The 24,592-nt window shown below is 61.5% G+C and carries 19 protein-coding genes, 1 tRNA gene and 1 other RNA gene; 12 read left to right on the forward strand and 9 right to left on the reverse strand.

The window, feature by feature from the left end; genetic code table 11:
- Window positions 1-43: 43 nt before the first annotated feature.
- Window positions 44-844 carry an alpha/beta hydrolase family protein gene (locus AC2YB9_RS01280; protein WP_487266950.1) on the reverse strand — a complete coding sequence of 267 codons (801 nt, stop codon included), beginning with the start codon at window positions 842-844 and terminating at the stop codon, window positions 44-46.
- 116 nt (window positions 845-960) lie between these two features.
- Between AC2YB9_RS01280 and AC2YB9_RS01285 the strand changes: the two genes are divergently transcribed.
- Complete coding sequence (locus tag AC2YB9_RS01285) at window positions 961-2,469, forward strand: potassium/proton antiporter (RefSeq protein ID WP_487266951.1); 1,509 nt, start codon at window positions 961-963, stop codon at window positions 2,467-2,469.
- Here the strand turns inward: AC2YB9_RS01285 and AC2YB9_RS01290 are convergent.
- Complete coding sequence (locus AC2YB9_RS01290) at window positions 2,462-2,980, reverse strand: LytR C-terminal domain-containing protein (protein ID WP_487266952.1); 519 nt, start codon at window positions 2,978-2,980, stop codon at window positions 2,462-2,464. The two genes, AC2YB9_RS01285 and AC2YB9_RS01290, sit on opposite strands and share 8 nt — an antisense overlap.
- Window positions 2,977-3,279, reverse strand: a complete 303-nt coding sequence (locus AC2YB9_RS01295; protein WP_487266953.1) for a type II toxin-antitoxin system VapB family antitoxin — start codon at window positions 3,277-3,279, stop codon at window positions 2,977-2,979. Before AC2YB9_RS01295 ends, AC2YB9_RS01290 begins: the two co-directional genes overlap by 4 nt.
- A gap of 207 nt (window positions 3,280-3,486) precedes the next feature.
- Here AC2YB9_RS01295 and AC2YB9_RS01300 point away from each other — a divergent pair, with 207 nt between their 5' ends.
- Together AC2YB9_RS01300 and AC2YB9_RS01305 are read left to right on the forward strand one after the other, a co-directional pair.
- Window positions 3,487-4,626 (forward strand): phosphatase PAP2 family protein, encoded by a 1,140-nt coding sequence (locus AC2YB9_RS01300; RefSeq protein ID WP_487266954.1) that lies wholly within the window; start codon window positions 3,487-3,489, stop codon window positions 4,624-4,626.
- 1,005 nt (window positions 4,627-5,631) lie between these two features.
- The gene (locus AC2YB9_RS01305; protein ID WP_487266955.1) at window positions 5,632-6,801 is read left to right on the forward strand and encodes a hypothetical protein; all 1,170 of its coding nucleotides are present in this window, start codon (window positions 5,632-5,634) and stop codon (window positions 6,799-6,801) included.
- Window positions 6,802-6,877: 76 nt separating this feature from the next.
- On the opposite strand, the gene AC2YB9_RS01310 is transcribed toward AC2YB9_RS01305, so the two are convergent.
- A tRNA-Ser gene (locus AC2YB9_RS01310) sits at window positions 6,878-6,965 on the reverse strand.
- 61 nt (window positions 6,966-7,026) lie between these two features.
- On the opposite strand from AC2YB9_RS01310, the gene ffs reads away from it, so the two are divergent.
- Window positions 7,027-7,123: signal recognition particle sRNA small type (ffs, locus tag AC2YB9_RS01315), an RNA gene on the forward strand.
- Between the two features lie 65 nt (window positions 7,124-7,188).
- Here ffs and AC2YB9_RS01320 read toward each other — a convergent pair.
- The 3 genes from AC2YB9_RS01320 to AC2YB9_RS01330 all read right to left on the reverse strand — a co-directional run bounded on the left by AC2YB9_RS01320 (window position 7,189) and on the right by AC2YB9_RS01330 (window position 10,893).
- The gene (locus tag AC2YB9_RS01320) at window positions 7,189-8,325 is read right to left on the reverse strand and encodes an acyl-CoA dehydrogenase family protein (protein ID WP_487266956.1); all 1,137 of its coding nucleotides are present in this window, start codon (window positions 8,323-8,325) and stop codon (window positions 7,189-7,191) included.
- A 1-nt stretch (window position 8,326) separates the two neighbouring features.
- Window positions 8,327-9,502, reverse strand: coding sequence for an acyl-CoA dehydrogenase family protein (locus AC2YB9_RS01325; RefSeq protein WP_487266957.1), 1,176 nt, complete (start codon window positions 9,500-9,502; stop codon window positions 8,327-8,329).
- An 80-nt stretch (window positions 9,503-9,582) separates the two neighbouring features.
- Window positions 9,583-10,893, reverse strand: a complete 1,311-nt coding sequence (locus AC2YB9_RS01330; protein WP_487266958.1) for a threonine/serine exporter family protein — start codon at window positions 10,891-10,893, stop codon at window positions 9,583-9,585.
- Between the two features lie 86 nt (window positions 10,894-10,979).
- Here AC2YB9_RS01330 and AC2YB9_RS01335 point away from each other — a divergent pair, with 86 nt between their 5' ends.
- From AC2YB9_RS01335 to AC2YB9_RS01370, 8 genes are all read left to right on the forward strand, one after another.
- Window positions 10,980-12,941 (forward strand): DNA polymerase III subunit gamma and tau, encoded by a 1,962-nt coding sequence (locus AC2YB9_RS01335; protein WP_487266959.1) that lies wholly within the window; start codon window positions 10,980-10,982, stop codon window positions 12,939-12,941.
- Window positions 12,913-15,600, forward strand: coding sequence for a chorismate-binding protein (locus AC2YB9_RS01340; RefSeq protein WP_487266960.1), 2,688 nt, complete (start codon window positions 12,913-12,915; stop codon window positions 15,598-15,600). Before AC2YB9_RS01335 ends, AC2YB9_RS01340 begins: the two co-directional genes overlap by 29 nt.
- A 50-nt stretch (window positions 15,601-15,650) precedes the next feature.
- A complete protein-coding gene (locus AC2YB9_RS01345; RefSeq protein WP_487266961.1) occupies window positions 15,651-17,450 on the forward strand; it encodes an N-acyl-D-amino-acid deacylase family protein in 1,800 nt (599 codons plus the stop codon).
- Window positions 17,451-17,455: 5 nt separating this feature from the next.
- Window positions 17,456-18,103: a TetR/AcrR family transcriptional regulator gene (locus AC2YB9_RS01350; protein WP_487266962.1), complete on the forward strand. Its 648-nt coding sequence runs from the start codon at window positions 17,456-17,458 to the stop codon at window positions 18,101-18,103.
- A gap of 7 nt (window positions 18,104-18,110) precedes the next feature.
- Window positions 18,111-18,707, forward strand: coding sequence for a recombination mediator RecR (gene recR, locus AC2YB9_RS01355; protein WP_487266963.1), 597 nt, complete (start codon window positions 18,111-18,113; stop codon window positions 18,705-18,707).
- A gap of 37 nt (window positions 18,708-18,744) precedes the next feature.
- Window positions 18,745-19,317 carry a hypothetical protein gene (locus tag AC2YB9_RS01360; RefSeq protein WP_487266964.1) on the forward strand — a complete coding sequence of 191 codons (573 nt, stop codon included), beginning with the start codon at window positions 18,745-18,747 and terminating at the stop codon, window positions 19,315-19,317.
- A 136-nt stretch (window positions 19,318-19,453) separates the two neighbouring features.
- Window positions 19,454-20,746 (forward strand): aspartate kinase, encoded by a 1,293-nt coding sequence (locus AC2YB9_RS01365; RefSeq protein WP_487266965.1) that lies wholly within the window; start codon window positions 19,454-19,456, stop codon window positions 20,744-20,746.
- On the forward strand, window positions 20,743-21,765 hold the full coding sequence (locus tag AC2YB9_RS01370) for an aspartate-semialdehyde dehydrogenase (protein ID WP_487266966.1): 1,023 nt from the start codon (window positions 20,743-20,745) through the stop codon (window positions 21,763-21,765). The genes AC2YB9_RS01365 and AC2YB9_RS01370 overlap by 4 nt, the downstream gene beginning before the upstream one ends.
- A gap of 11 nt (window positions 21,766-21,776) precedes the next feature.
- Here AC2YB9_RS01370 and AC2YB9_RS01375 read toward each other — a convergent pair whose 3' ends face one another.
- Together AC2YB9_RS01375 and AC2YB9_RS01380 are read right to left on the reverse strand one after the other, a co-directional pair.
- Window positions 21,777-23,729 carry an acetoacetate--CoA ligase gene (locus tag AC2YB9_RS01375; protein WP_487266967.1) on the reverse strand — a complete coding sequence of 651 codons (1,953 nt, stop codon included), beginning with the start codon at window positions 23,727-23,729 and terminating at the stop codon, window positions 21,777-21,779.
- 12 nt (window positions 23,730-23,741) lie between these two features.
- Window positions 23,742-24,503 (reverse strand): hypothetical protein, encoded by a 762-nt coding sequence (locus AC2YB9_RS01380; protein ID WP_487266968.1) that lies wholly within the window; start codon window positions 24,501-24,503, stop codon window positions 23,742-23,744.
- Window positions 24,504-24,592: the final 89 nt, after the last annotated feature.

The raw sequence follows: 24,592 nt of genomic DNA on the forward strand, positions 1-24,592 counted from the left end.
TCAGCCACGATGTTGTTGCCGAGTACCGTGGCTCAGCCACCACTCAGGCGGCAGTGAGGATCCGAATAGTCCTTGACCAGGCGGCCGAGCTCGGATCGATGAGGGCGAAGTGGTCGCCCTCGACCTTGATGAGTTCGGCCTCGGCGCCGGCGGCTTTGGCGGCGGCGACATAGTGGGTCGACTGATGCAGCGGCACGTTGTTGTCCCGGTTCCCGTGGATGCACCACACCGGAAGGTCAAGTGGGACTTGCTGGATCGGATCGGCGGCGGCAAGTGGCGCGTCACCCATAAAGGCCTGCACGGCATCGCTACCGAGATGTTCGGCCGCTGCGGTCACAAGATCGAGTACACCTGCCTGAGCGATGGCTCCGGTCAGCTTGACTTGTGGTTCGGGTCGGGCGCCAGCCCATACCGCCAGCTGGCCACCTGCGGAATGCCCGAGGGAAATCACGTTGGCCGTCGGCACGTCCGACATCGAACCCAACTTGTCGATCGCGTTGCTAACATCGTCGCCGGTCATGGGCCAGCCACCACCGTCGCCAACGCGTCGGTACTCGATGTTCCACGCGATCCAGCCGCGTTGAGCGAGGTCCGCGGCGAGCGGCCGGCCGAGCGACAGATCGTATGCCGACTTCCAGAAGCCACCGTGAATCACGACGACTACTCCACGCGGCGTGCCGGTTGGACGGGTAAGTTCACCGAATTGTGCGGGACCACTTCCGTAGCTGATCTTTTGGACTTTGTGAGGCTGCGATGAGCGATCGGACACGGTGTGACCTCCTTTCGGCGAACAGGCCGCGAGTGCGCCAGCCGCCAGGAGCATGATCGCGCGGCGTCGGTCCATAGTCCCAGCAAAGCCGATGTGCGGGCAGCCTGCCACCCGAGGCGCGCAAGCGGTGGCCGAAGGCGCCCGTCGAACCGGTAGAATCGGAGTCTGATGAACTCGGCAGGAGCTGCAGTGTGAATTCGCACGATCTCGACACCTACCTTTTGGTCGGTTCGGGCGTGTTGGTCTTGGCCATTCTCGCGGTCCGTATCTCCGCCTCGGCAGGCCTGCCCAGCCTGTTGCTCTACTTGGGCATTGGTCTGGTGTTGGGGAGCTCCGGCATTGGCATCGACTTCGCCAACGCCGATCTCGCACTTGCCCTCGGCCTTGCCGCGCTGGTCCTCATCCTTGCCGAGGGCGGGGTGACGACCAAGTGGGAAAACGTACGCTCATCCATGGTCTTCGGGACAATTCTGGCCACAATCGGCGTCACTATCAGCGTTGCTGTCGTTGCGCTGGGCTCGCACTATCTCCTCGGTCTCGACTGGCAGATCGCCGTCTTGCTGGCCGCCGTGACATCGCCGACCGACGCGGCTGCCGTGTTCTCGGTGCTCCGTGCATTCCCGCTGAAGCATCGTGTGTCCGGCGTCCTCGAGAACGAGTCGGGCCTCAATGATGCACCGGTTGTCGTACTCGTCGTGGCGATCAGCGCGGGCAACATCGCCGACACATCGCCACTCGAATTCATCGCGCTCATCGTCTTCGAGCTGGTCGTCGGCGCGGCGCTTGGTTTCCTGATCGGTCGACTCGGCGCACTCATCCTGCGCGTCGTCGCGCTGCCCGCATCGGGCCTGTATCCGATTGCGATCCTTGCTCTGTCAGTACTCGCCTATGGAGTTGCCGGGAGCTTACACACCAGTGGATTCGCGGCCGTCTACATTGCGGCGCTCGTCCTGGGCAACGCTGATCTACCGCACCGGGCGGCGACTCGGTCATTTGCCGAAGGGATCGGCTCACTGGCGCAAATCGGGCTATTCATCATGCTTGGGCTGCTGGCCAATCCGAGCGAGATCCGCTGGTGGCACGTATGGACCGCAGTTGCGGCTGGTGCGATCCTCACGTTTGTCGCGCGGCCGCTGTCGATCATGGTCAGTTCGATCAGCCAGCATTACGGCAAACGCGAGCAGATCTTCATCGCTTGGGCAGGCCTTCGTGGTGCAGTGCCGATCATCCTGGCAACAATCCCGCTAGCCAATGGCGTCGAGGACTCGCGCGATCTGTTCAACATCGTGCTTGTGTTCGTCATTATTTATACGCTTCTCCAAGCACCGACACTGGGCTGGCTGGCACGGCGCACAGGCGTACTCACCGACGCGCCGCGCGATGTCGAGGTCGAGGCCGCGCCCCTGGAGAAGATCTCGGCCGATCTTTTGCAGATCCATGTGCCTGAGGGCTCGCGGCTGGCTGGCGTCGAGGTTTCGGAGCTGCGACTACCGCGTGGCGCTTCGGTTTCGTTGGTCGTACGAAATGGCGAGATCAGCGTCCCGCGCGGCTCGTGGCGCATACGTCTTGGTGATGACCTGTTGATCGTGGCACCGCGTCAACTCCGCGAAAAAGTTGAGCAACGGCTCCATGCAGTTGGTAAGGGCGGGCGACTGGCGGGCTGGGGGCGAGGCGCTGACTCGCCTGGTCCGGTCAGCTGACTGGAACGAGCGGTAGGCAAAACTCGAGCGTGCGATCGGACTTGATCTTGCGAGCGGATTTCGGTATCAACTTGCTGTAGCCATCGCCAACCACAACTGTGACATCCGATCCGAGATCCTTGTTCGGCGCAATGAACGTCACCTTTTGTTTGAACTGTTTGACGACCAGTTTGACCCGTGGATCATTCTTGTCAGCAGTGACAATCGCGACCTTTTTGACGTCTTGTCCGGCTGGAACCACATCTTTAGCGTTGCCGATCTTGCCGGCAAGGAATCCATTGCGCTGCAGGTTGATGCTGACGCGGTTGGCGAGTCCGGAGCGTTGGCTCGAGTTGTAGATATCGACGCTGACGAGATTGGTCGTGACGTTCTCGCCAGCCTCGATGGTTCGGCTCTCACAGGTAGGACCGGAAGTTGAGTCAGCCTTGGCTGAGAGCAACTTGGCGCCGAACAGGCTGCCCCCAAAGAATACGATCACGGCCATCACCAGTGTGAGGTGTGCCTTGCTCATACAGTCCTGCCCATCGTGAGTACTCGTGCGTGAATCGTCTGTCGTTGTTGCAGCGCGGCTCGTACCGCGCGATGTAGACCATCCTCGAGGAAGAGTTCCCCGTTCCAGGCCACGACGTGCGCGAACAAGTCACCAAAGTATGTCGAGTCCTCATCCAACAGGTAATCGAGGTCCAATTGGGTCTTGGTTGCTACCAGATCGTTGAGGCGTACCTGAGTCGGCGCGATCTCGGCCCATGCGCCCTGAGTTAAGCCATGAGTCGGGTATGGACGACCCGGGTTTACGCGCTTGAAGATCACTCTCGCAGTGTAGACAGGCAGACGTGAATCCGGCGCTTGCCTTGCGCGTATGGCGGCGTATGGCCTCTTCCAACATCACGATTTCGAAACTGGGAAGAATTTCGGACACATAAGTGTTGTTTAGACTAAGTAGGTGCGGAAAGATGGGTTACGAGTCGTTATTGCAGGTCGGCAATCGATGCGGAATGTGACGGATGGAGGCAACAGATGTATGCGTCGCCATCGGTGCTTGTCCGGGGTAAGTTCGCGGCCGTCAGCGCAACGATCACCGGTGCCAAGGTTCGACGTGGCGCCATCGAACTGGCATTCCTGACCTTCCTGTATGTCGGCTACAGCGCTTCACGCTTGCTGGCTTCGAATGATTTTTCTGCCGCGCGAGGGCACGCAATAGGCCTGCTTTCTCTTGAGACGGGGTGGCGCGTCGCGCTGGAGAAGCCCCTCGATGAATTCTTTGCCGACAACAATCTGGTCGGTCTGTTCGGAAGTTACTGGTACGCCACGACGCACTACATCGTCACTGCGGCGATTCTGCTGTGGCTCTATCACCGTGGCGCGGCGCAGTACGTGACTGCACGGCGGGCGCTCGTTGCCGCGACAGTTATTGGATTGGTTTTCTATCTGCTCATGCCGACCGCGCCGCCGCGGCTCCTTGACGGAAGCTACGTCGACATCCTCAGTCAGCACGCGCATGCCGGTTGGTGGGGCGCGGATGCCTCGGCGCCGCGTGGACTCGGTGGGATGACGAATGAACTCGCGGCTTTCCCGTCGCTGCATGCCGGCTGGGCGCTGTGGTGCGCGATTGTGCTCATTCGGGCCAATGTTCGTCCGCTGTTCCAGCACCTCGGCGTCATCTATGCGTTGATTACGACAATTGTCATCGTCGGCACGGCCAATCATTGGATCCTTGACGCTGCGGCCGGTTGGGCCGTTGTCGCGATTGGCTGGCTCCTCGTATTGACGTGGGAGAAGCGAAGCCCGTTGGTTGCGCACGAGGATCTGATGGTTCAGCGTCGGAGTTCCGGCTCGGCGCTCTCCCGACCTACGGTGACGTTCGAGCCCTCGTTATCGCTTGCGGGTCGGAGTCGTACGCGCGATGGCGCCGTCGCGCATTTGATCGGCAAACACCAGCGGGATAGCGGCGCGCAAGCTCATTGGCAGTGCGGAGATAACAACAAGCGCCACAAATCCGCTGAGGAGCTTGTCAGCGAGCGAAGTCAAAATATTGGACAGTCCGAGTGCCACGGCGAAAGTGTCAAGAGAATTTTCTATCAGTTGAGTGATGACGTCATGCCCTACGCGAAGGTCGTGCCCGAGGAAGGTGGCGATGATAGGCACCGCGATGAGTGAGCAGGCGAATGCGGTGATGACGTTCAGGGCGAAGAACCGTGCGAGTGATCTTCCCATTCCCCAGCGACGAACACCGTAACCCCAGATCAACGCGCCGGCGATGTTCACCAGCGCGAACGGCAGCGAGATCCAGCCACTGCCAATGCTGCCAATAATGTTGGTTGATGCACCGACAGTTACGCCGTGCCAGGGGCCAAGGGCAATCGCAACAATCGCCGTTCCCACCATGTCGAGGTAGATCGGGAAGTTGAAGAAGTCTACGAATTCTCTGCCTACCAGGTTCAATGCGACGCAAGACACCATCAACACGGTGCTCTGTTTCACTGTGGGCCTCTGTACAGGATCGGCTTGAACGAGGCGATCTGACTTGTTGCGGCGGGGTGCTACCCATTCCTCGAGTATCGATTCATCGGCACCCAACGCATGAGCTATCTCCCGCAAAAGCGGCATGTTGATACGGGAGCGCCCGGCCCGAAAGGCATCATGCACGCTCGAACGCGCTATGCGTGCGGCATACTCCGAGGCGCCTTGTTCCAATCGCCGTTCAGCGATCCTCCGCGCGATCTCGGCAAACGATGGATCACCGGCCGACAGCCGCAGCGCGTAAAGCTCCTCAGACAGATGATCCCACCGGCTCTCCACGGGATCATCGGGGGAGCCGTTATCGCTGGTCACAACGGTCCTCCAATACTTCGTGATGCCGGTAGCCAAGAGCCACGCCCGTACTTCTATTGCGAGATTGTACCGGCGCTGAAGCCTCAGGATGAGCGATTTTCAGAAAAATAAGATATTTGTACAAGACAGGCTGTGATCGGGGTCAGCGATCCAAAAGCAGGCCTACTCGGCGCTAGTCAAGCGACGAAATCGGCCCACGTTCCATGGCGCAATGGCTGTCCGAGAATGTCCGGGAATGCGAAACGCTCGAGATTTTGAGGACAAACGCTGCTGTGAGGGTCAAGGTACTGGGGCGGGTAGTTCGGGAACCTAATCAGAATCGAGAATTTCATGTCATTTCGTACAGCTGTCGTGGTTGGGCTCGGCATCGCGGTGGCTAGCGCCTTTGTTGCCGTGCCGGCGAGCGCTGCCCAAGATCCATCACCGTCCGGGAAATTGACGATCACGTCTCCCGACGTCAAGGCGACGCCAAGTGTCTATGGTGATAAGTGGCGCCCGCTCTGGAGCACCGATTTCACTTTGAAGTATGCAGACACGGCCCCACCGCTCAACGCAAATCGTTACCCCGACGGTGCGGACTATTCAGTTCTTCGAATCTCTGAGCAGGTGGGCGAAAAAGAGTCACCACAGGTGGGCTATGACGTGGGAGACGGTTCGGGAACGATGCGGCTGTGGGGTCTTCCAGGCAAAGCGGACCGGCCGTTTACGGTGTATCTGGAAAAGGGAGCCTACAACGAGTTCGATGAAGACTACGAGATCCTGGATGTGAGCGCGCCGCTGTCCCTGAACTTTCCGACCCCGGTAGGAGCCCCCAAGCTCGCGACGGTAACGCCCGACAAGAATGCGAAGATAGGCTCGAAGCCTTCTCCTAATGGGACCAAAGGCACTCCGCTCGTTGCCGGCAAGACTGTCTATATCAAGTTCAACGGGGAGTGGGAGGCGGGCACAGCCTTTGATACGCGTATTGGTTTGGTATCCGGGGCGAAAGGTAAAAAGATCCTCTTCTCAGGTTATTCGGGGAAGAACAAGCTGCCTAAGGGCGCCAAAGCATCCACCTTGGTCAGTCAGCACGGCGCGCTTGTGACGTCGTTCGTGTTGCCGAAGTCGGCGGTGGGCAAGGCGCTGTTTGTCACAGTGGTTGGTAGCAAAGCAAATCGCGCCGCCTGGGGTTTCAACTTCGAAAACATCCCGGCAGGCTTCCCTGTTGTTGCGGGGCAGCCGACGAGTTGGGTGAAGTCCTTTGGCAAGAAGTCTGGGACGGCCAAGACCGGCAAGACGGTCAAAGTGTCGTCGGTGACCTACAGCAAGTCGGGCAAGAAGGCGAAGCTCAAGTCGAGCCACCAGTGGTACTCCAACGGCAAAGCCATCAAGAAGGCAACCGGGAAGTCCTACAAGATCCCGAAATCGCTCAAGGGTAAGACGCTGACGGTCAAGGTCTCGACTTACAAGACGAACATGGAGAAGCGGTCGAAGACGCTGTCCTTCGGCGAAGTGAAGTAGCAGCAAAACGCCGAGTGGCACGTACCTAGGCTCATCGGGATGATTTGAGCCCAAGTACGTGCCACTCGACTTGCATTGGCGGAGGATAGGGGATTCGAACCCCTGAGAGCTTTCACTCAACCCGCTTTCCAAGCGAGCGCACTAGGCCACTATGCGAATCCTCCGCGCACGAGGCTACCGGTCGGGTCCCCATTCGTACCAATCGGGATGGCCCGTTAGGATTGGCGCAGCCCCTCACGCGGCGGTATCTCGCTTAACTCCCCCAGGGCCGGAAGGCAGCAAGGGTCGGCTAGCTCTATCGGGTGCGTGGGGGGTCCTTACGTCTCAAAACCGATTAACGTCATCCCGAACGGACCGTATGGCCTACGTTCGGGATGACGTTAAAGGTCAGGCGAAGGCGTCGACGACGTCGTGGTCTTCGACGGTTGCGGCCAAGCGTCCCAGGTGTTCGCGGCCGTCGCCGAGCATGTGCTCAAGCGCAGTCAGATGGCTCATGTAGTGGCCAACTGAATATTCCGCAGTCATGCCGATGCCGCCGTGCAACTGGATCGCCTCTTGACCAATATGTCGACCGGTCCGACTGACGATGGTCTTGGCGCGCGATGCTGCCGTGATCGCATCGCCATCGGCGTCGAGCACAAGCGTCGCCCAGGTGACCATGCTCTTGGCCAGTTCGAGCGACACATACATGTCGGCGGCACGGAAAGTGAGTGCCTGGAACTTGGACAGCGTCACGCCGAATTGCTTGCGTGTCTTGAGATAGTCGGTCGTTGTGTTGAGCGCGACTTCCATTGAGCCGACGGCTTCGTGGCAGTACGCGATCTGGGCGCGGGCGACTGCGACGGCGATAGCCGCACTCTGATCCGTGCCAGCCACACCAAGCGGTGTCGCCGGGGTGTTGTCGAACCTGACCCGGGCGGCGCGGCCACCGTCATGCGTCTTGTAGCCGTCACGTGAAAGACCAGTGGCGTCGGCATCGACAGTGAACAGCGCCGTGCCGCCATCAACTGCGGCCGAGACGACAAGTAGGTCAGCCCGAGCGCCACCGAGGACGGGCTCCTTAACCCCAGAAAGCGTCCACGAGTCGCCATCGCCGGAGGCAACGACCGACACCGCGGCGAGCTCCCAGCGGCCGTCGGGCTCATTGCCTGCGAAGGCGGGAACCAGCGTTCCTTCGGCGATCGGGCCGAGCAGAGCAGCGCGCTGCTCATCGGTGCCAACTGATGCGATCAGGCCGCCGGCGAGCACAATCGCTTCGACGAATGGCTCAGGGGCGAGTACGCGGCCGACTTCTTCGGCGACGATCGAAACTTCGATCGGGCCAGCGCCCATACCGCCATCAGCTTCGGCGAACGGAAGTCCGAGGACGCCCATCTCGGCGAGTTTGTGCCACGTCTCATCGGTCCAGCCGTGGCCGTCATTGGCGACCGCGCGACGGGTTTCTGATGAATCGTAAACACCGTTTAGGAGGCCGCGAACCGCGTCGCGAAGAGCAATTTGTTCTGCATCAAGTGTGAAGTCCATGTCAGAGTCCCAAGATAGAGCCGGCGATGATAGTGCGTTGCACTTCATTCGAGCCGCCGTAGATGGAGGCCTTGCGGAAGTTGAGGTATTGCGGCGTCGAGACCTTGGTCCAATCGGGCAGATCTGAATCGTCGCCGGCAAATGAGGCCAGTGAAGCGGGCCCCGCGAGGTCGACGAACAATTCGGTGACGGCCTGCTGGAGTTCGGTGCCGCGCAACTTGAGTACCGACGAGGCCGGGTGCGGCTTGCCGTCAGCGGAGTGGGCCACCACGCGCAATGCGGTCAGTTCGAGGGCAAGGAGTTCATTCTCGAGTTCGGCGATCCGGGTCGCCACCATGGGATCGTCCAGCAACGACGATCCGCGCGGGCCGGCAGTCTTGGCGTGCTCTTTGGCTTGGGCGAGTTGCCGCTTGGTTGAGCCGACCGGCGCAACACCGACGCGTTCGTTGCCGAGCAGGAACTTGGCGTAGCTCCAGCCCTTGTTCTCCTCGCCGACGAGATTCTCGACCGGGACGCGGACGTTGTCGAAGAAGACCTCGTTGACCTCGTGGCCGCCGTCGATCAGTTCGATCGGGCGCACCGTAAGGCCGGGAGTTGTCATGTCGATGAGCAGGAATGAGATTCCCTGCTGGCGCTTCTCGGCATGCGGGTTTGTGCGTACGAGGCAGAAGATCCAGTCGCCGTACTGACCCAGCGTTGTCCACGTCTTCTGTCCGTTGACGACGTATTCATCGCCGTCGCGGATCGCGGTCGTCCGCAATGAGGCGAGGTCTGATCCGGCGTCCGGCTCGGAGAAGCCTTGCGACCACCAGATATCGATATTGGCGGTCTTGGCGAGGAATCGTTCCTTGATTGCCTGCGAGCCGAAGGCAGCGATCACCGGGCCGACCATCGAAGCGTTGAAGGCGAGCGGGATCGGTACGGAGGCGAGTTGCATCTCCTCGTGCCAGATGTGCCGCTGCAGCGGGGTCCAGTCACGGCCGCCCCATTCGACCGGCCAGTTCGGCACGGCGAGCCCGGCAGCGTTCAGTACCTGCTGGGAGCGGACGAAGTCGTCTTTGGTGAGTTCCTGCCGTGCCGCGACCCGGTCGCGAATGTCCTGGGGAAACTTGGTGGTGAAGAACGTACGCATCTCTTCGCGGAATGCGGTGTCCTCGGCCGACAATTGCAACTTCATGAATCGACTCCAGATGGTGTGCGCGGAATGATCGGACTACTAGTGAATCACCAGAGTACGCTGGCCTGCTAAGCGGTTGCTTATTTTTTCTTCCTGACTGAGCGTGCCCGCAACGGACCGACCAGTCGTGGACCGGCCAGACGCTGTTCGAGTCGACGAGCCTCTCGTTTGAGCGGCTGGGCAATATACTCGCCCAAGATCACGCCTGATGACAAGGAGATCGCGATCGCACCAGCGTTGACGAGAGCGAGGACGCCGGCGTTATCGCCCTCGGCCATCAGCGCGAGCGCACGGTAAATCGACAAGCCGGGCAACAGCGGGACAATGCACGAAACGACAATGACCAGCGGCGGTACGCGGGCCCAGCCGGCGGCCGAATAGCTCACGATGCCAATGCCGATCGCGGCAATTGCTGCTGCCCATGCGGGGCCGATGTCCTTCTGCGTCATAAGGAAATAAACTCCGGTTGCGGTCCCGCTCACGACCGCGATCGGCAGAAGTACGCGCAGCGGAGCATGGACCGAATAGGCGAATGCCGCCGCGCATACAGCGGCGCCGAAGGTCATGAGGGGCAGATGCGACCACTCAGTTGCGCCTGGCCTGAGGAAGATTTCGACGCCGAGTAATGAGCCCAGCGAGAGCCCACCACTCACGCCGACGATGATGCCTGCCGTGGCGATCATGACTTCGAGCAGCCGCGCGCTTGCGGTGATGTAGAAGCCGGTGAGCGCATCCTGCACTGCACCGATAAAGCCGAGCCCGGCCAACAGCATGACGATGTTGGCGGTGATGACAAGCGACGGATCGACGTTGATGTTGGTCGCCGCGACGCCGATCGCGAACATGCTGCCCAGCAACCCGCCAGCAGCTTGCTGGTAGAAGAACGGGAACCGTTGCCGGGCCAGGTAGCGCTGCATCATCTCGATGCCCATGGCAGCCAAGGCGGCGATGACAACGACGACCCAGTCACCGCCCAGTAACAGGGCGACACCAGCGCCGGTGACTCCCCAACTGAGCGTGATTGCCCATTTCGGCCGACGGTGACCCGATGAGGCAAGTTGCGCCAACGTCGTACGTGCCTCATCACGCGTCACCTCATTGAGTAGCAACTTTGTGACGAGATGATCCACGATGGTGAGATCCTCGTAGTCGAAGCCGCGTTGAGTCACGTGTCGGGTCTGGAACAGCGCCGGCTCATCGTTGGTGGGCTGATAGCTGATTGTCAGTGCGGTGAACGTCACGTCAACCGCCGCGCCGCGTAGCCCCAGATGGTGGACTAATGAGCCCATCGTGGCGCTGACATCGGGCGCACCGGCGCCATTGGACATCAGCATTTCGCCTACGCGCAGTGCGAAGTCGAGAGTCTTGTAGACCTCTTTCGACTCGGGCATGAATCCATTGTGTCGTTAAGCCGTGCGAGCGATTAGTCAACCCTCCGCCATGGTCAATGTGGGTTGGCGTCGTTAGGGTTGGCGTCGTGGATGCACCCCTTGCGCTTTATCGTCGTTATCGCCCCGAAACATTCGCGGAGGTCATCGGTCAGGACCATGTCACCGAGCCGCTTCGGCATGCGCTCGCGGCTAACAAGGTCAACCACGCCTACCTCTTCTCCGGGCCGCGCGGTTGTGGCAAGACGACGAGTGCCCGGATCCTCGCGCGTGCCCTCAACTGCGAGAAAGCGCCGATTGCTGATCCCTGCGGCGAATGCCAGAGTTGTCGTGATCTGGCCCGCGGCGGCCCCGGCAGTATGGACGTTATCGAGATCGACGCCGCCAGCCACGGCGGTGTCGACGATGCCCGTGACCTGCGCGAACGGGCGTTCTTCGCGCCGGTCAGCAGCCGCTACAAGGTCTACATCATCGATGAGGCCCATATGGTGTCGCCGCAGGGTTTCAATGCGTTGCTCAAACTGGTGGAGGAGCCCCCGCCGCACCTGAAGTTCATTTTCGCGACGACCGAGCCGGAAAAGGTCATCGGCACGATCCGCTCGCGCACCCACCACTACCCGTTCCGCTTGGTGCCACCAAAAGTGCTGGGCGACTACCTCAACCAGTTGTGTGCCGCTGAACACGTCAACCTTGACCCGCTAGCGCTTCCGTTGGTGGTGCGCGCCGGAGCAGGTTCCGTACGCGACACGCTCAGCGTCCTTGATCAACTGTTGGGCGGTGCCGGACCCGATGGCGTGACGTATGACTTGGCGTCCACCCTGCTGGGTTACACCCCCGATTCGTTGCTCGACGAGGCGATTGATGCGCTGGCCGCACATGATGGCGCGACCGTTTTCGGTGTCGTCGACAAGGTCATTGAGACTGGTCAAGATCCGCGCCGGTTCGCTGAGGATCTGCTGCAGCGACACCGCGATCTGATTATCGTCTCCGCTGTTCCCGGTGCGCTGCAAAGTGGTTTGCTCGACGTACCCGGAGATCGTGCCGAACGGCTTACCAGCCAAGCGTCCCGTTTCGGACCATCGGATCTGACCCGCGCTGCTGATCTGATCGCCAGCGGGCTGCTTGAGTTTCGCGGTGCGACCGCCCCGCGGCTCCTGCTTGAGCTCATGTGTGCGCGTATTTTGTTGCCCGCCGCCGATGACTCGGCCCAAGGTTTCCACGCCCGCCTCGATCGGTTGGAACGCCGACTGGATATTGATCCGGTTGCTCCTGCAGCAGCAGTTGCCGCCGGGCCGCCGATGCCTCCGGTGGCGTCCCCTGCCCCGCCCGCTAGCACTGCCCCTGCACCCGATCCTGTGCCGGCCCCTGCACCGATCCCTGCGCCGATAGTCGAGCACCAACCGACACCTGAGCCGGCCGCCGAAGTCGTGGCCGCTGAGGAGCCGGAGCCGGAGTCGGTGCCGGTACCCGAACCAGTAGTCGCCCCAGCCTCAGCCCCCGACGCCGCCGAACCGGTGACGGTTCACGCGGGTGCGTCGATCGCGATCGCCGACGTACGCCGGTTGTGGCCCGACATCCTAGAGACGGTCAAGGGGCTGCGCCGATTCACCTGGGTCATGCTCAGCCAGAATGCCCAGGTGACGTCGCTCGACGGCGATACGTTGACGATCTCGCTGATCAACGCGGGTGCTCGTGACTCATTCCTCAAGAGTGGTTCCGATTCGGTGTTGCAGCAGGCCGTCCATCAGATCCTGGGCGCATCGTGGCGGATCGACACGGTCATCGACCCCTCAGCTCAGCCGCAAGCTGACACTGCCACCGCGCCAGCCGGAGCACCGCCAGAGCCCGTCGCATCTCAAGGGATCGGTGCATCGGCCGCTGTACGCGAAGCTGTTGCCCATCCACAGGCGCCGGTTGCCGACGAGGATGTCGATGCCGCAGCCAATCGCAATGACCCAGTGATCGATACCGAACAGATCGACCCCGAGCAGTTGGTGGCTCGCGAGTTGGGCGCTGAGATCATTGAAGAAATCGCCTCCGACGGACGTTGAGCTGGTCCGACGGCGCCTCAACACGCTATTGGAGCCGGTCGACATCCTTCGTCTGGTCCGGGACGAACCAAATCTTGTCGCACTAATTGGGGCCTGGCAGCAGGGCGATGCGCTCATCGGTTTCAATCCCGAGCGCTTTGCCGAGGATCCGTTCGACGCCGTCGATCTGGAGCCGATCGACGCCGTCGGTGCATTTGGCGGTGGGTGGATCGGTGCATGGGGATACCAGCTCGGCACTCGACTCGAGCGACTTCCTGATCCACCGCGCCGACCGATCCCGCGCCCGGACTTCTCAATCGGTTTCTATGACTATGTCCTTCGCCATACTGCCGGCGCCTGGTGGTTCGAAGCACTGATCACGCCATCGCGGGCCGCGCTAATCGAGGCGGAGTTCGATCGCCTCTGTGGGTTGCTCGCCGGTCCGGTGCGTGCCGCGGTCCCGTATGACGTTGGCAGCTTCGACATGACCCCATCGCCGGACACACACAAAGACGTCATCGCCAAGACGCTTGAACATATTCGCGCCGGCGACATCTTCCAAGCCAATCTTTGCGTGCGACTTTCGGCGCCGTTCTCCGGCGATCCGCTCGACGTTTTCTGCCGGGGAATTGAACGGCTCCGACCCGCATACGCCGCGTTCGTTCGAGCTGACGGCGGCGCGCTGGTGAGTATGTCGCCTGAGCTGTTTCTGCGTCGGACTGGTCGCGATGTGCTGTCCTCGCCGATCAAGGGCACCGCGCCGCTCGATGTCGATGCGCAGACGCTCGCGGCCTCGGCGAAGAATCGGGCCGAGAACATCATGATCGTTGACCTGATGCGCAATGACCTCGGCCGCGTGTGCGTGCCCGGAAGCGTGCAGGTTCCGGCGATCAACCGGGTGGAGCAGCATGCCGTATGGCATTTGGTTTCAGATGTGAGTGGGCGTCTGCGGCCTGAGGTCAAGGATTCGGAATTATTGCGCGCGACGTTCCCGCCGGGTTCGGTGACCGGTGCGCCGAAGGTTCGGGCGATGACAATCATCAATACCCTCGAGGCGACTGGCCGTGAGGCCTATACCGGTGCGATCGGCCATGTCAGTCCCTGCGCAGGGCTCGAGCTCAATGTCGTGATCCGTACCTTCGAGTTTGCCGGTGACCGGGTCTGGCTGGGTGTCGGCGGCGGTATCGTGGCCGATTCGACCACGAGCGGTGAATATGCCGAGTGTCTGGTGAAGGCGCGCCCGCTGATCGAAGCGATCGGGGGGCGGCTCGAGCTGACTGCTGATCTTGATGTTTTGGCGCAAACGGCTAGCACCGGCGTGGCGGGTGCTGACATCGGGAGCGAGGTGGATGCATCGCTCGGCATCTTCGAGACAATGTTGGTACTCAGTGGGCAGGTAATCGAGGTCAATCGGCATCTGGCCCGACTTGAGGCGAGCCTGCGGGCGGTTTACGGCGCGGAACTCCCGAGCGATCTGGCCGAATCAATCGATCGAGCGGCGAAACAACTGCTGGGCAGACAACGGCTCCGGGTGACGCTGTCGTCGGGCGGCGATGCCACGATCGTCGCCGCACCGCTGGGCGCCGATGTCGACAGCTGGACGCTGATCCCGCGGACGATTCATGGTGGCCTTGGCGCCCATAAATGGGCCGACCGTCGACGTCTCGACGGGCTGTCCCGGCCTGACCAAGACCTGCTGTTGGTCGACGCCGATGGCGCCGTGATGGAAACCGGTCGGGCGTCGGTGTTTGTGGTTGGCGATGACGGTGTCCACACCCCGGCGCTCGATGGCCGTATTCTGCCCGGCACCGCGCGCGCCCGAATCATCGAATTCTTGGTGGCGGCCGGCATACCAGTCTTCGAACGACGACTCGTGGCCGACGATCTCTCGCATGCAACGGAAGTGTTCGCGACCAATTCGCTGCGCGGTGCCGTCCCGGTTCTCGACTGTGAAGGAATCGGCCGCTGGAATACTGGCCGAATCACCCAATGGCTCCGCGCGCACTGGGAGGGTGGTGGATCAGCCACCTCAAAGCAGTCAAATACGGTGGCTCAGGCACCACCCGCTGGGGCGGGAGGTACAAATGGGGCGCGGGTCCTATTGATCGACAATTACGACTCGTTTGTCCACAACTTGGCGCAGTATTTTGGCGAGCTCGGCGCGGCCGCATCAGTTGTTCGCAATGATGAGATTTCTGTCGCTGAGTTGTTAACGGCTCAGCAACGCGGTGAGATCACCCACCTCGTACTGTCGCCGGGCCCCGGCACGCCAGCCGATTCAGGGATCAGCAACGACGCGATCGCTCAACTCGGGCCGCTGATCCCGACGTTGGGCGTGTGTCTGGGGCACCAATCCATCGGTCAGGTGTTCGGCGCGACGGTCGTACGGGCGAGCGAGATCGTTCACGGCAAGCCATCGCTGATCCATCACGACGGGCGAGGCATATTCGCCGGGCTTGCCGATCCACTCGTCGCGGCGCGCTATCACTCGCTCGTCATCGATCGCGCGACGCTGCCCGATTGCCTTGAGGTCAGTGCGGCCACGCCGAGCGGTGTGATCATGGGCGTACGGCACCGAACTTATCCGATTGAGGGGGTTCAGCTGCACCCCGAGTCGATCCTCACCCCGACCGGCCACGCGATGCTGCAAAACTTTCTGCGGACTTCGCCAGAAACATAGCGAGGGGTCACTCGCTATGTTAGTGTCGGCTCCACTCCAGGAGGTTGACCATGACGGAAATGGATCTAGTCATCAACGGCGGTACCTACTTCGACGGCACCGGATCTCCGGGCGTCCGTACCAATATCGGCGTGCTCGACGGGCGAGTCGCCACGATCAGCCCCGACCCGATCGCTGTCGGTCCCGCAACCCGGATCGTCGAGGCCGCTGGCCACTGGGTCATGCCCGGATTCGTCGACGTGCACACCCATTACGACGCCGAGCTCCAGGTGGCGCCGGGCCTCAATGAGTCCGTACGCCACGGCGTCACGACGGTGCTGGTCGGCAACTGCTCGCTCTCCACGATTTACTCGACGCCGCTCGATATCGCTGATCTTTTCAGCCGGGTCGAAGCGCTCCCGCGCGCCCACGTCCTCAAGGCCATCGAAGGAGCGAAGACATGGTCGACACCGCAGGGATGGGTCGACGCGATCGAACAGCTACCGCTCGGGCCGCACGTCGCATCCTTCCTGGGTCACTCCGATGTGCGCGCTGATGTCATGGGACTCGGTCGATCGACCGACCCCAAGCAGAAGGCGACGACCGAAGAGATGATCGAGATCGAGCGCCGGCTCGGGGACGCCCTCGATGCTGGTTTTCTCGGTATCTCGGCTATGACCAACCCTTGGGACAAGATCGATGGCGACCGCTACCGATCCCGTGCGCTCCCGACGACTTACGCGAGTTGGAAGGAATTTCGCCGGCTCGCCAAGGTTCTGCGCAAGCGGGGCGCTGTTCTTCAGGCTGTCCCAAATCTCAACAAACGCTACGACATTCTCTTCTTCCTCGCGATGGCGACCGGGCTGCTCCGCAAACCGCTCAAAGTCTCCATGCTCGCTGCCGCCGACCCCAAGGCCGATCCGTGGATCCGGCGCATTTTCGGACCATTGGCATGGGTGACCAACCGAATCGGTCGAGGCAAGTTCACCTGGCAGCACCTTCCGACGACGTTCCGGGTGTGGGCCGATGGCATCGATCTGGTCGTATTCGAAGAGTTCGGCTCAGGCCGTGAAGCTCTCCATCTCCGTGAGGAGATGGGCCGCAACGAACTGCTCAGCGATGAGGCCTATCGGCGCTGGTTCCGCCGGGACTTCGACAAGCGGTTCTCCCCAAGGGTGTGGCACCGCGACTTTGATGACGCCGAGATCACCGAGTGCCCTGATGCGTCGCTGGTCGGCAAGCACATCGGTCAGGTCGCCCGCGAGCGCGAGCTGCATCCCGTCGACTGTTATCTCGATCTCGTCGTCGAGCACGGCACCAAGTTGCGCTGGAAAACAGAGATCGCCAACGCCCGACCGGAGGTGCAGGACAGCCTGATCAATCGATACGGCGTCACGATCGGCTTCTCCGATGCCGGCGCGCACCTTCGTAACATGGCGTTCTACAACTTCGGCATCCGGCTGCTTAATCGCGTACACCAGGCACAGAGCAAGGACAAGCCGTTCATGTCCGTCGAGCAGGCCGTCTACAAGCTTACCGGCGAGCTCGGCGACTTCTATGACCTCGACGCCGGCCGGATTGCGGTCGGCGACCGTGCCGACATCGTCGTGATCGATCCGGCCGGGCTGACCGATGCGGTCGACGGTTACTACGAGTCCGTGATGCCCGAATTCGGTGGGGTGAGTCGCATGGTCAACCGCAATGACGAAGCCGTCGCGGCGACAATCGTCAGTGGAGAGGTCGTTTGGCAGGACGGCGAGTTTGCTGACGGCTATGGCATGTCGCTCGGCACCGGCCGGTTCCTGCGCGCCAAGGAATCCCGCGGAACCGTGACACCGGTTCGGCGCTTTGAGCGCCAGGTGGCACAGTAACGTCGGTGACCACCACACGACCACGCCGAACTCAGGCCGAACGCCGCGAAGGCACGATCGCTGCCCTCGTTGATGCGGCGGTGATCGCGCTCGGTGAGATCGGGTATGCCAAAACGACAGCCGGAGAGATTTGCCGTCGTGCTGGTGTCTCGCAGGGCGGAATGTTCCGCCATTTCGACTCGCGGCTCGACCTGATCATCGCCGCCGCCGACGCCGTCCGCGACCGTCAATTCGAGCAGTTCCGAATTGGGATCACAGCGCTCGAGCAGATTACGATCGAGGACTGCCTCGTCCTGCTGCGCAAGGCATGTCGGGCCCCAATGAACGCCGCTTGGTATGAGCTTATGGTCGCCGCCCGAACCGATGCGGAGCTCCGTGAACGACTCGAACCCCTCGCGGCTCGCTTCCACCGGGAGATCCTCGAGCTCGGCCGCGCGCTCCCGGTCTCGGGCGACATCCCTGAGGAAGAGCTCGATACCGTTCTGCTGTCGCTCGTCCACCTCCTCGACGGCGAGGCGATCATGGCTGCCGTTCACTCCCACCCCGATCAGGAGAACCAGCGCATCGATCAACTCGTACGCCTCCTCGCCGGTGAACGCCTCTACGAGCCGGGCGCGCCAGAGGTCCGACCCCATCGCCGCCAACTAGACTGAACGCCTTATGTATGACGGTGTGATCCAGGATCTGATCGATGAGCTCGGCCAACTGCCCGGCATCGGCCCCAAGAGTGCTCAGCGCATCGCCTTTCACCTGCTCGATGCCGATCCCGATGACGTACGCCGCTTCGCTGCGGTTCTCGTCGAGGTCAAGGCGAAGGTGCATTTCTGCAGCACGTGCGGCAACGTCACGCAGGAGCCGGAGTGCCGCATCTGCACCGATCCACGCCGTGATCCCACGGTCCTCTGTGTCGTTGAAGAGTCCAAGGACGTCGTGGCGATCGAACGAACCCGTGAGTTCCGTGGCCGCTATCACGTGCTGGGCGGCGCAATCTCGCCGATCGCCGGCATCGGGCCGGATCAATTGCGCATCAAACAACTCGTTCAGCGGCTGAGCGATAACGCGATCGAAGAAGTCATCCTGGCGACCGACCCCAACCTTGAGGGCGAGGCAACCGCGACCTATCTGATCCGGATGCTCACACCGCTGGGGCTCAAGGTCACCAAACTTGCCAGCGGTCTGCCGGTCGGCGGCGATCTTGAGTATGCCGATGAGCTCACGTTGGGCCGTGCATTTGAAGGCCGCAGAGCAATTAGTTAGCCTGTCCAAATCGCCCTACGGCAGGAGAGATAGCAATATGAGCAACGTCCCCCCAGAACCTCAGGACTATGTGACAGGCCCGGACGGGCTTCCCCGGCACCCCGGTTCACCCGAACAGCCCATGCCCGAACCGGCGACGCGCGCCGATCAGCCCCAATCGATCCAACTTGCGGTCAAATTGATGCGGGTCGGAGCCGTTCTTGCCGGCCTGTCGCTGATCGCGACCGTTGTGACCTTAGGTTCGTTGAAAGACCAGATCCAAACTGAGCTGCGCAAGACCGATCCCAATGTTGCGCAATCGACCATCGATGCTTCTTACGCGGTCGCTATTGGGTTTGGGATCGTCATTGGTCTGATCGGCATCGGGCTGTGGCTTTGGCTGGCATGGAAGAACGGTCAAGGTCGCAGTTGGGCGAGGTTCGTTGCGACGGTGTTGGCTGGCCTCAACGTCCTGTTCACCCTTTTCAGCTTCGTCAGTTCGGAGGCGTCATCGGTTTCTGCGGGGCTGTCGGTCGTCAGCATGATCCTCGGCGCGGTCATCGTGGTGCTGTTGTGGCGCAAGGATTCCAACGAGTTCTATCTGTCACAGGCGGCGCGGCTGCATCGCTGATTGCCCAGGCGCGGATTGATTAGAAGAACGCTGATCGACCGCACCCTGCGTCACCCGGTAGACTTTGATTGGCGCAGCGTCGCGCCGGCCGTTACTTTCTACTGCGCTAAAGCAGTTCAACATCAAGGAAAAACCTGTGGGCATTGTCGTGCAGAAGTACGGCGGCTCCTCGGTTGCCGACGCAATCGGTATCAAGAGGGTCGCCCAACGAATTGTCGCGACCAAGAAAACCGGTGCGGACGTCGTCGTCGTCGTATCGGCAATGGGCGATATGACCGACGACCTGATGGATTTGGCCAACGAGATCTCCCCGTTGCCGCCGGGCCGCGAACTCGACATGCTGCTGACCGCGGGCGAGCGGATCTCGATGGCGTTGCTCGCGATGGCAATCGGCAATCTGGGCCAGGAAGCGCGCTCGTTCACCGGATCGCAGGCCGGAGTCATCACTGACTCGCGGCATGGCCGCGCCAAGATCATCGATGTCACTCCCGGCCGGATCGAGGCCGCGCTGGCCGAGGGATCGATCGCGATCGTTGCCGGTTTTCAGGGCGTTTCGCAGACCAGTAAGGACATCACGACGCTCGGCCGTGGTGGGTCGGACACGACGGCGGTTGCTCTGGCGGCCGCATTGGACGCCGATGTTTGTGAGATTTACAGCGATGTCGACGGCATCTTCACCGCCGACCCACGGATCGAACCGCGCGCCAAGCAGGTCCCGTGCATCTCCTATGACGAGATGCTCGAAATGGCTGCCAATGGTGCCAAGATCCTGCATCTGCGGTGCGTTGAGTATGCGCGCCGCTACAACATGCCGATCCACGTACGATCGTCATTCTCGAATAAACAGGGCACGTGGGTTGTTGACGCCGACGCGATCGAATCCACGTTGATCAAGAATGGGGCCACCATGGAGCAAGCCATCATTTCCGGCATCGCGCATGACCGCAGTGAAGCCAAGATCACGATTGTTGGAGTCCCTGACAAAGTCGGCGAAGCGGCCCGCATTTTTGCTGTGTTGGCCGAGGCCGAACTCAATATCGACATGGTCGTGCAGAATGTCTCGGCCGCCACGACCGCGCTCACCGACATCTCATTCACGCTCCCGCAGGCCGATGGGCAGAAGGCCATGACCGCGCTTGCCCGGTTGCAGGAAGAAGTGGGCTATGAGCGACTCCAGTTCAACGACACGATCGGCAAGGTGTCGATCATCGGTGCCGGTATGCGATCGTCACCGGGCGTCACGGCGAAATTCTTCCAGTCACTGGCTGACGCTGGCGTCAACATCGACATGATCTCGACCTCAGAGATTCGCATCTCGGTCGTGGTTGTTGAGAATCAGGTTGATGACGCGGTTCGCGCTGCGCATGAGTCGTTCGGTCTGGGATCCGATGACGTGGAAGCGGTAATTTACGGAGGTACGGGACGATGACTCGCATTGGTGTGGTTGGCGCGACCGGTCAAGTCGGCATGGTCATGCGCAAACTGCTCGAGGAGCGGGATTTCCCGGTCACTGAGATCCGCTTCTTTGCCTCGGCGCGCTCGGCCGGCAAGACGCTGCCCTGGAAGGGTGAGCAGATTGTCATCGAGGATGCCGCGACTGCCGATCCGACTGGACTCGACATCGCGTTGTTCTCCGCGGGCGCGACGGTTTCGCGTGCGCAGGCACCGCGGTTCGCGGCGGCTGGCGTCACGGTCATCGATAACTCGTCGGCCTTTCGTAAGGATGCCGACATCCCGCTAGTCGTCAGTGAGGTCAACCCTGATGACATCGCGACGGCCGCCGGACACATTATCGCCAACCCCAACTGCACGACGATGGCGGCGATGCCGGTGCTCAAGCCGTTGCATGACGAGGCCGGCCTCGTGCGGCTGACCGTCAGCACTTATCAGGCGGTGTCTGGTTCGGGCGTCGCCGGTGTCGAAGAGTTGCATTCACAGGCGCTGGCCGTCGTGGACAAAGCCAATGAACTCGCACACGATGGGTCTGCGGTCGAGTTCCCCGCACCGGTGAAGTATGTTGCGCCGATCGCCTTCAACGTCGTGGCGATGGCCGGTTCAATTGTCGATGACGGCTCGTTCGAGACCGACGAGGAACAAAAGCTGCGTAACGAGACCCGCAGAATTCTCCATATTCCTGAACTGCGTGTGTCCGGCACTTGCGTACGTGTGCCGGTGTTCAGCGGTCATTCGCTGTCGATCAATGCGGAGTTCGCCCGGCCGATTTCGGTGGCGCGCGCGACCGAGTTGCTCGCCGGTGCGCCGGGCGTCAAACTCGTCGACGTGCCGACGCCATTGCAGGCGGCGGGATCCGATCCCAGCCTCGTCGGCCGAATCCGTCAGGATGAGGGCGTCGACAACGGGCGGGGCCTCGCGCTGTTCGTAAGCGGCGACAACCTGCGCAAGGGCGCCGCGCTCAACACCATACAGATTGCTGAACTGCTCGTCTGAGGCTCAACGTTTCACAGCTGATCGCGCAAAACCACGAAGGCATCGATTCCCTCAGGATTGGTCAGTGCGCCCTTAGCGACGGCGCGCTCAACTGGGACGCCCTGCAGGATCTTCTTGGCTGGCACCTCGAGTTTCTTTCCCGAAAGCGTATGTGGGAGTACCTCGACGTGTTGAATCATGTCGGGAACGTGCCGGGGTGACAGATTGGTGCGCAGGGCACCGTTGATCGCCTTGCGCAATTGGTCGTCGAGGGTGCGATCGGCCCCAAGCGACACGAACAAGATGAGCGTACCGGCGCCGCCTTCATCGTCCTCGAGATGAACGACCAGGCTGTCACTGACTTCGGGAAGTGCCTCTACGACGGTGTAAAACTCGGCCGTTCCGAGGCGCACTCCACCGCGGTTGAGGGTCGCGTCGCTACGCCCGGTGATCGTGCAGGTCCCGCGTTCGGTGATCGTGATCCAATCGCCGTGTCGCCAGACGCCGGGAATGTCCTCGAAATAGGCGGCCCGATAGCGGGACCCGTCGGTATCACCCCAAAAGCCGACTGGCATCGATGGCATCGGTGCGGTGATGACGAGTTCACCAAGGCTCCCGATGACCGGCTGGGCGTTGACGTCATACGCCTCGACGGACGCACCGAGGCATCGGCAGGCGATCTCACCGGCATAGACCGGAACATTGGGCGCTGAGCCAACGAAGCCTGAGCAGACATCGGTACCACCGGATAATGAACCGAGATGGACCGTGGGGCTGACCGCGTCATACACCCAGCGGAAGCCTTCGGCGGGAAGCGGGGCGCCGGTCGAACCGACGCCGCGTAACGCCGAGAGATCCGCGATGTCTTTGGGGACGAGGCCTTCCTTGCGGCATTGCAGCAGGAACGGTGCGCTGGTTCCGAAGTAGGTGACCTTGAGTTCATCGGCCAGGTGCCACAACATCGAGGCGTCTGGATAGCTCGGATGGCCGTCGAACATGACGATCGTGGAACCAACGCCGATCCCGGAGATGAGGAAATTCCACATCATCCAGCCGGTGGTGGAGAACCAGAAGAATCGATCCTGCGGGCCGAGATCGGTCTGGAGTGCGAGTGATTTGAGGTGCTCAAGGGTGATGCCACCGTGGCCATGGATGATCGGCTTGGGCAGTCCGGTGGTTCCGGAGGAGAACAAGATGTAGAGCGGAGCGTCAAAAGCGACCCGCTCAAACTCCAAGGGCGCGGACTCGGCAGTGAACTCGGACCAGACGACCGCGCCAGCGCGGACCGATGCGTCTGGATCGAGATAAGGAATTTCGACCAGCGTCTCGACACTCGGCAGGGCAGCGTGGATCGCGTCAACCTCGGCCCGTCGGTTGATGTCCTTATTGCCATAGCGATAGCCGTCGACAACGACGAGAACCTTGGGCGCAATCTGCTTCCAGCGATCGGTGACACTTTGCGTGCCGAACTCTGGCGCACAGGAGGAGAAGATCGCGCCAAGGCTGGCAGCGGCCAAGAGCACAACTAAGGTTTCGGGGATATTGGGCGAATAGGCGGCTACCCGATCACCGGCGGTCACCCCCGCCCGGATGAGGCCGGCACGTGCCCGAGCAACCTGATCACGAAGTTGTGCGGCGGTCAGGCATACGTCGGCACGACTCTGCGAGCGGGCGACGACAACGACGTCATCGTCGTTCCGGCCGGGCATACGCAGCATCGCCTCGGCATAGTTCAGCCGGACGTCAGGGAACCAGCTCGCGCCGGGCATCGAAGCGCGTTCGAGTGCCACGGTCGGCGTGCCATCGGAGGGTATGTCGAAGAAGGTCCACACCGACTGCCAAAAGGCATCGAGATCGGTCGTCGACCACTGCCAGAGCGCTTCATAATCATCAAAAGTCAGGCCGTGTTCGGAGCGAACCTGAGCGAGAAAGTCATCCAGCCGTGAATGCTGATCGGCCGGCGGAGTCCACAGAATACTGCCCATAGAGGCAGTCTTTCAGACCCCGCGTGGGCTGCTGTCGGCGACAGCAATCAAGCGATGCGAGATCGCAAACGCGGCAGCTCCAAGTATGGGCATGATCAACCACGCCCATACCGAGTTGATGACGCCGAGAAAGAATCCCATGATTATGACCAGCTCGAGGCACAGGGCGAGGAAACTGGTGATCCGTGGCTGCCGTACATACCATTTGGCGAGCAGGAATTCACCCAGCGCGAAGGCGATGAAAGCGACAACCACGACGGTCAGCGAGCCCCATCGGCCGCCGCCGGTCGAGACGCCGCGCAGGTGACTGAACATTGTCAGCAGCAGGCTGGTGATAGCGACCACGGCGACACCGACCAAGGCACCGACAGAGGCAGCTGCCTTGGTCTGATCGATCCGTGGCAGTGAATAGTGCCGAAGTGAGTAGATGCTGTCTGAGAGGGTTTCGCCGGTGCGGCGTGTGGCATCCTTGACGCCGCCAAGTGTTGCAGAGGCGGCCCGAGCAGTCTGCGTTCCGACAGCTTTGCCGGTCGCGCCGGCCTTCTTGCCGATCGCGAGCGGCGGCCGGCTGGGGCGAACTTTTGTGGTCGAGTTCGTTGCCTTGGTGGCTTTAGCCGACTTGGGGGCTTCGGCGCGTGGGGCGGACGGAGTCGGCGTGGCGCTTGGGCGTCCGTAACGAATCGTGGTCGACGGAGGTGCCGCTGGTCGCTTCACCACGGTCTTCTTGACAACCCGTTTTGCAACCTTGCGTGCGGGTTCCTGCTCGTCGGCCATGGCCTAAGTCTTCCACACAGTCGGTGGCTTGGCTTAGGAGTCGGGTTTCAATTCGGTCACGTCAGGGTGCCGATCCGCACAACCCCGAG

The sequence above is a fragment of the Aeromicrobium changchenzhani genome, from assembly GCF_057586615.1.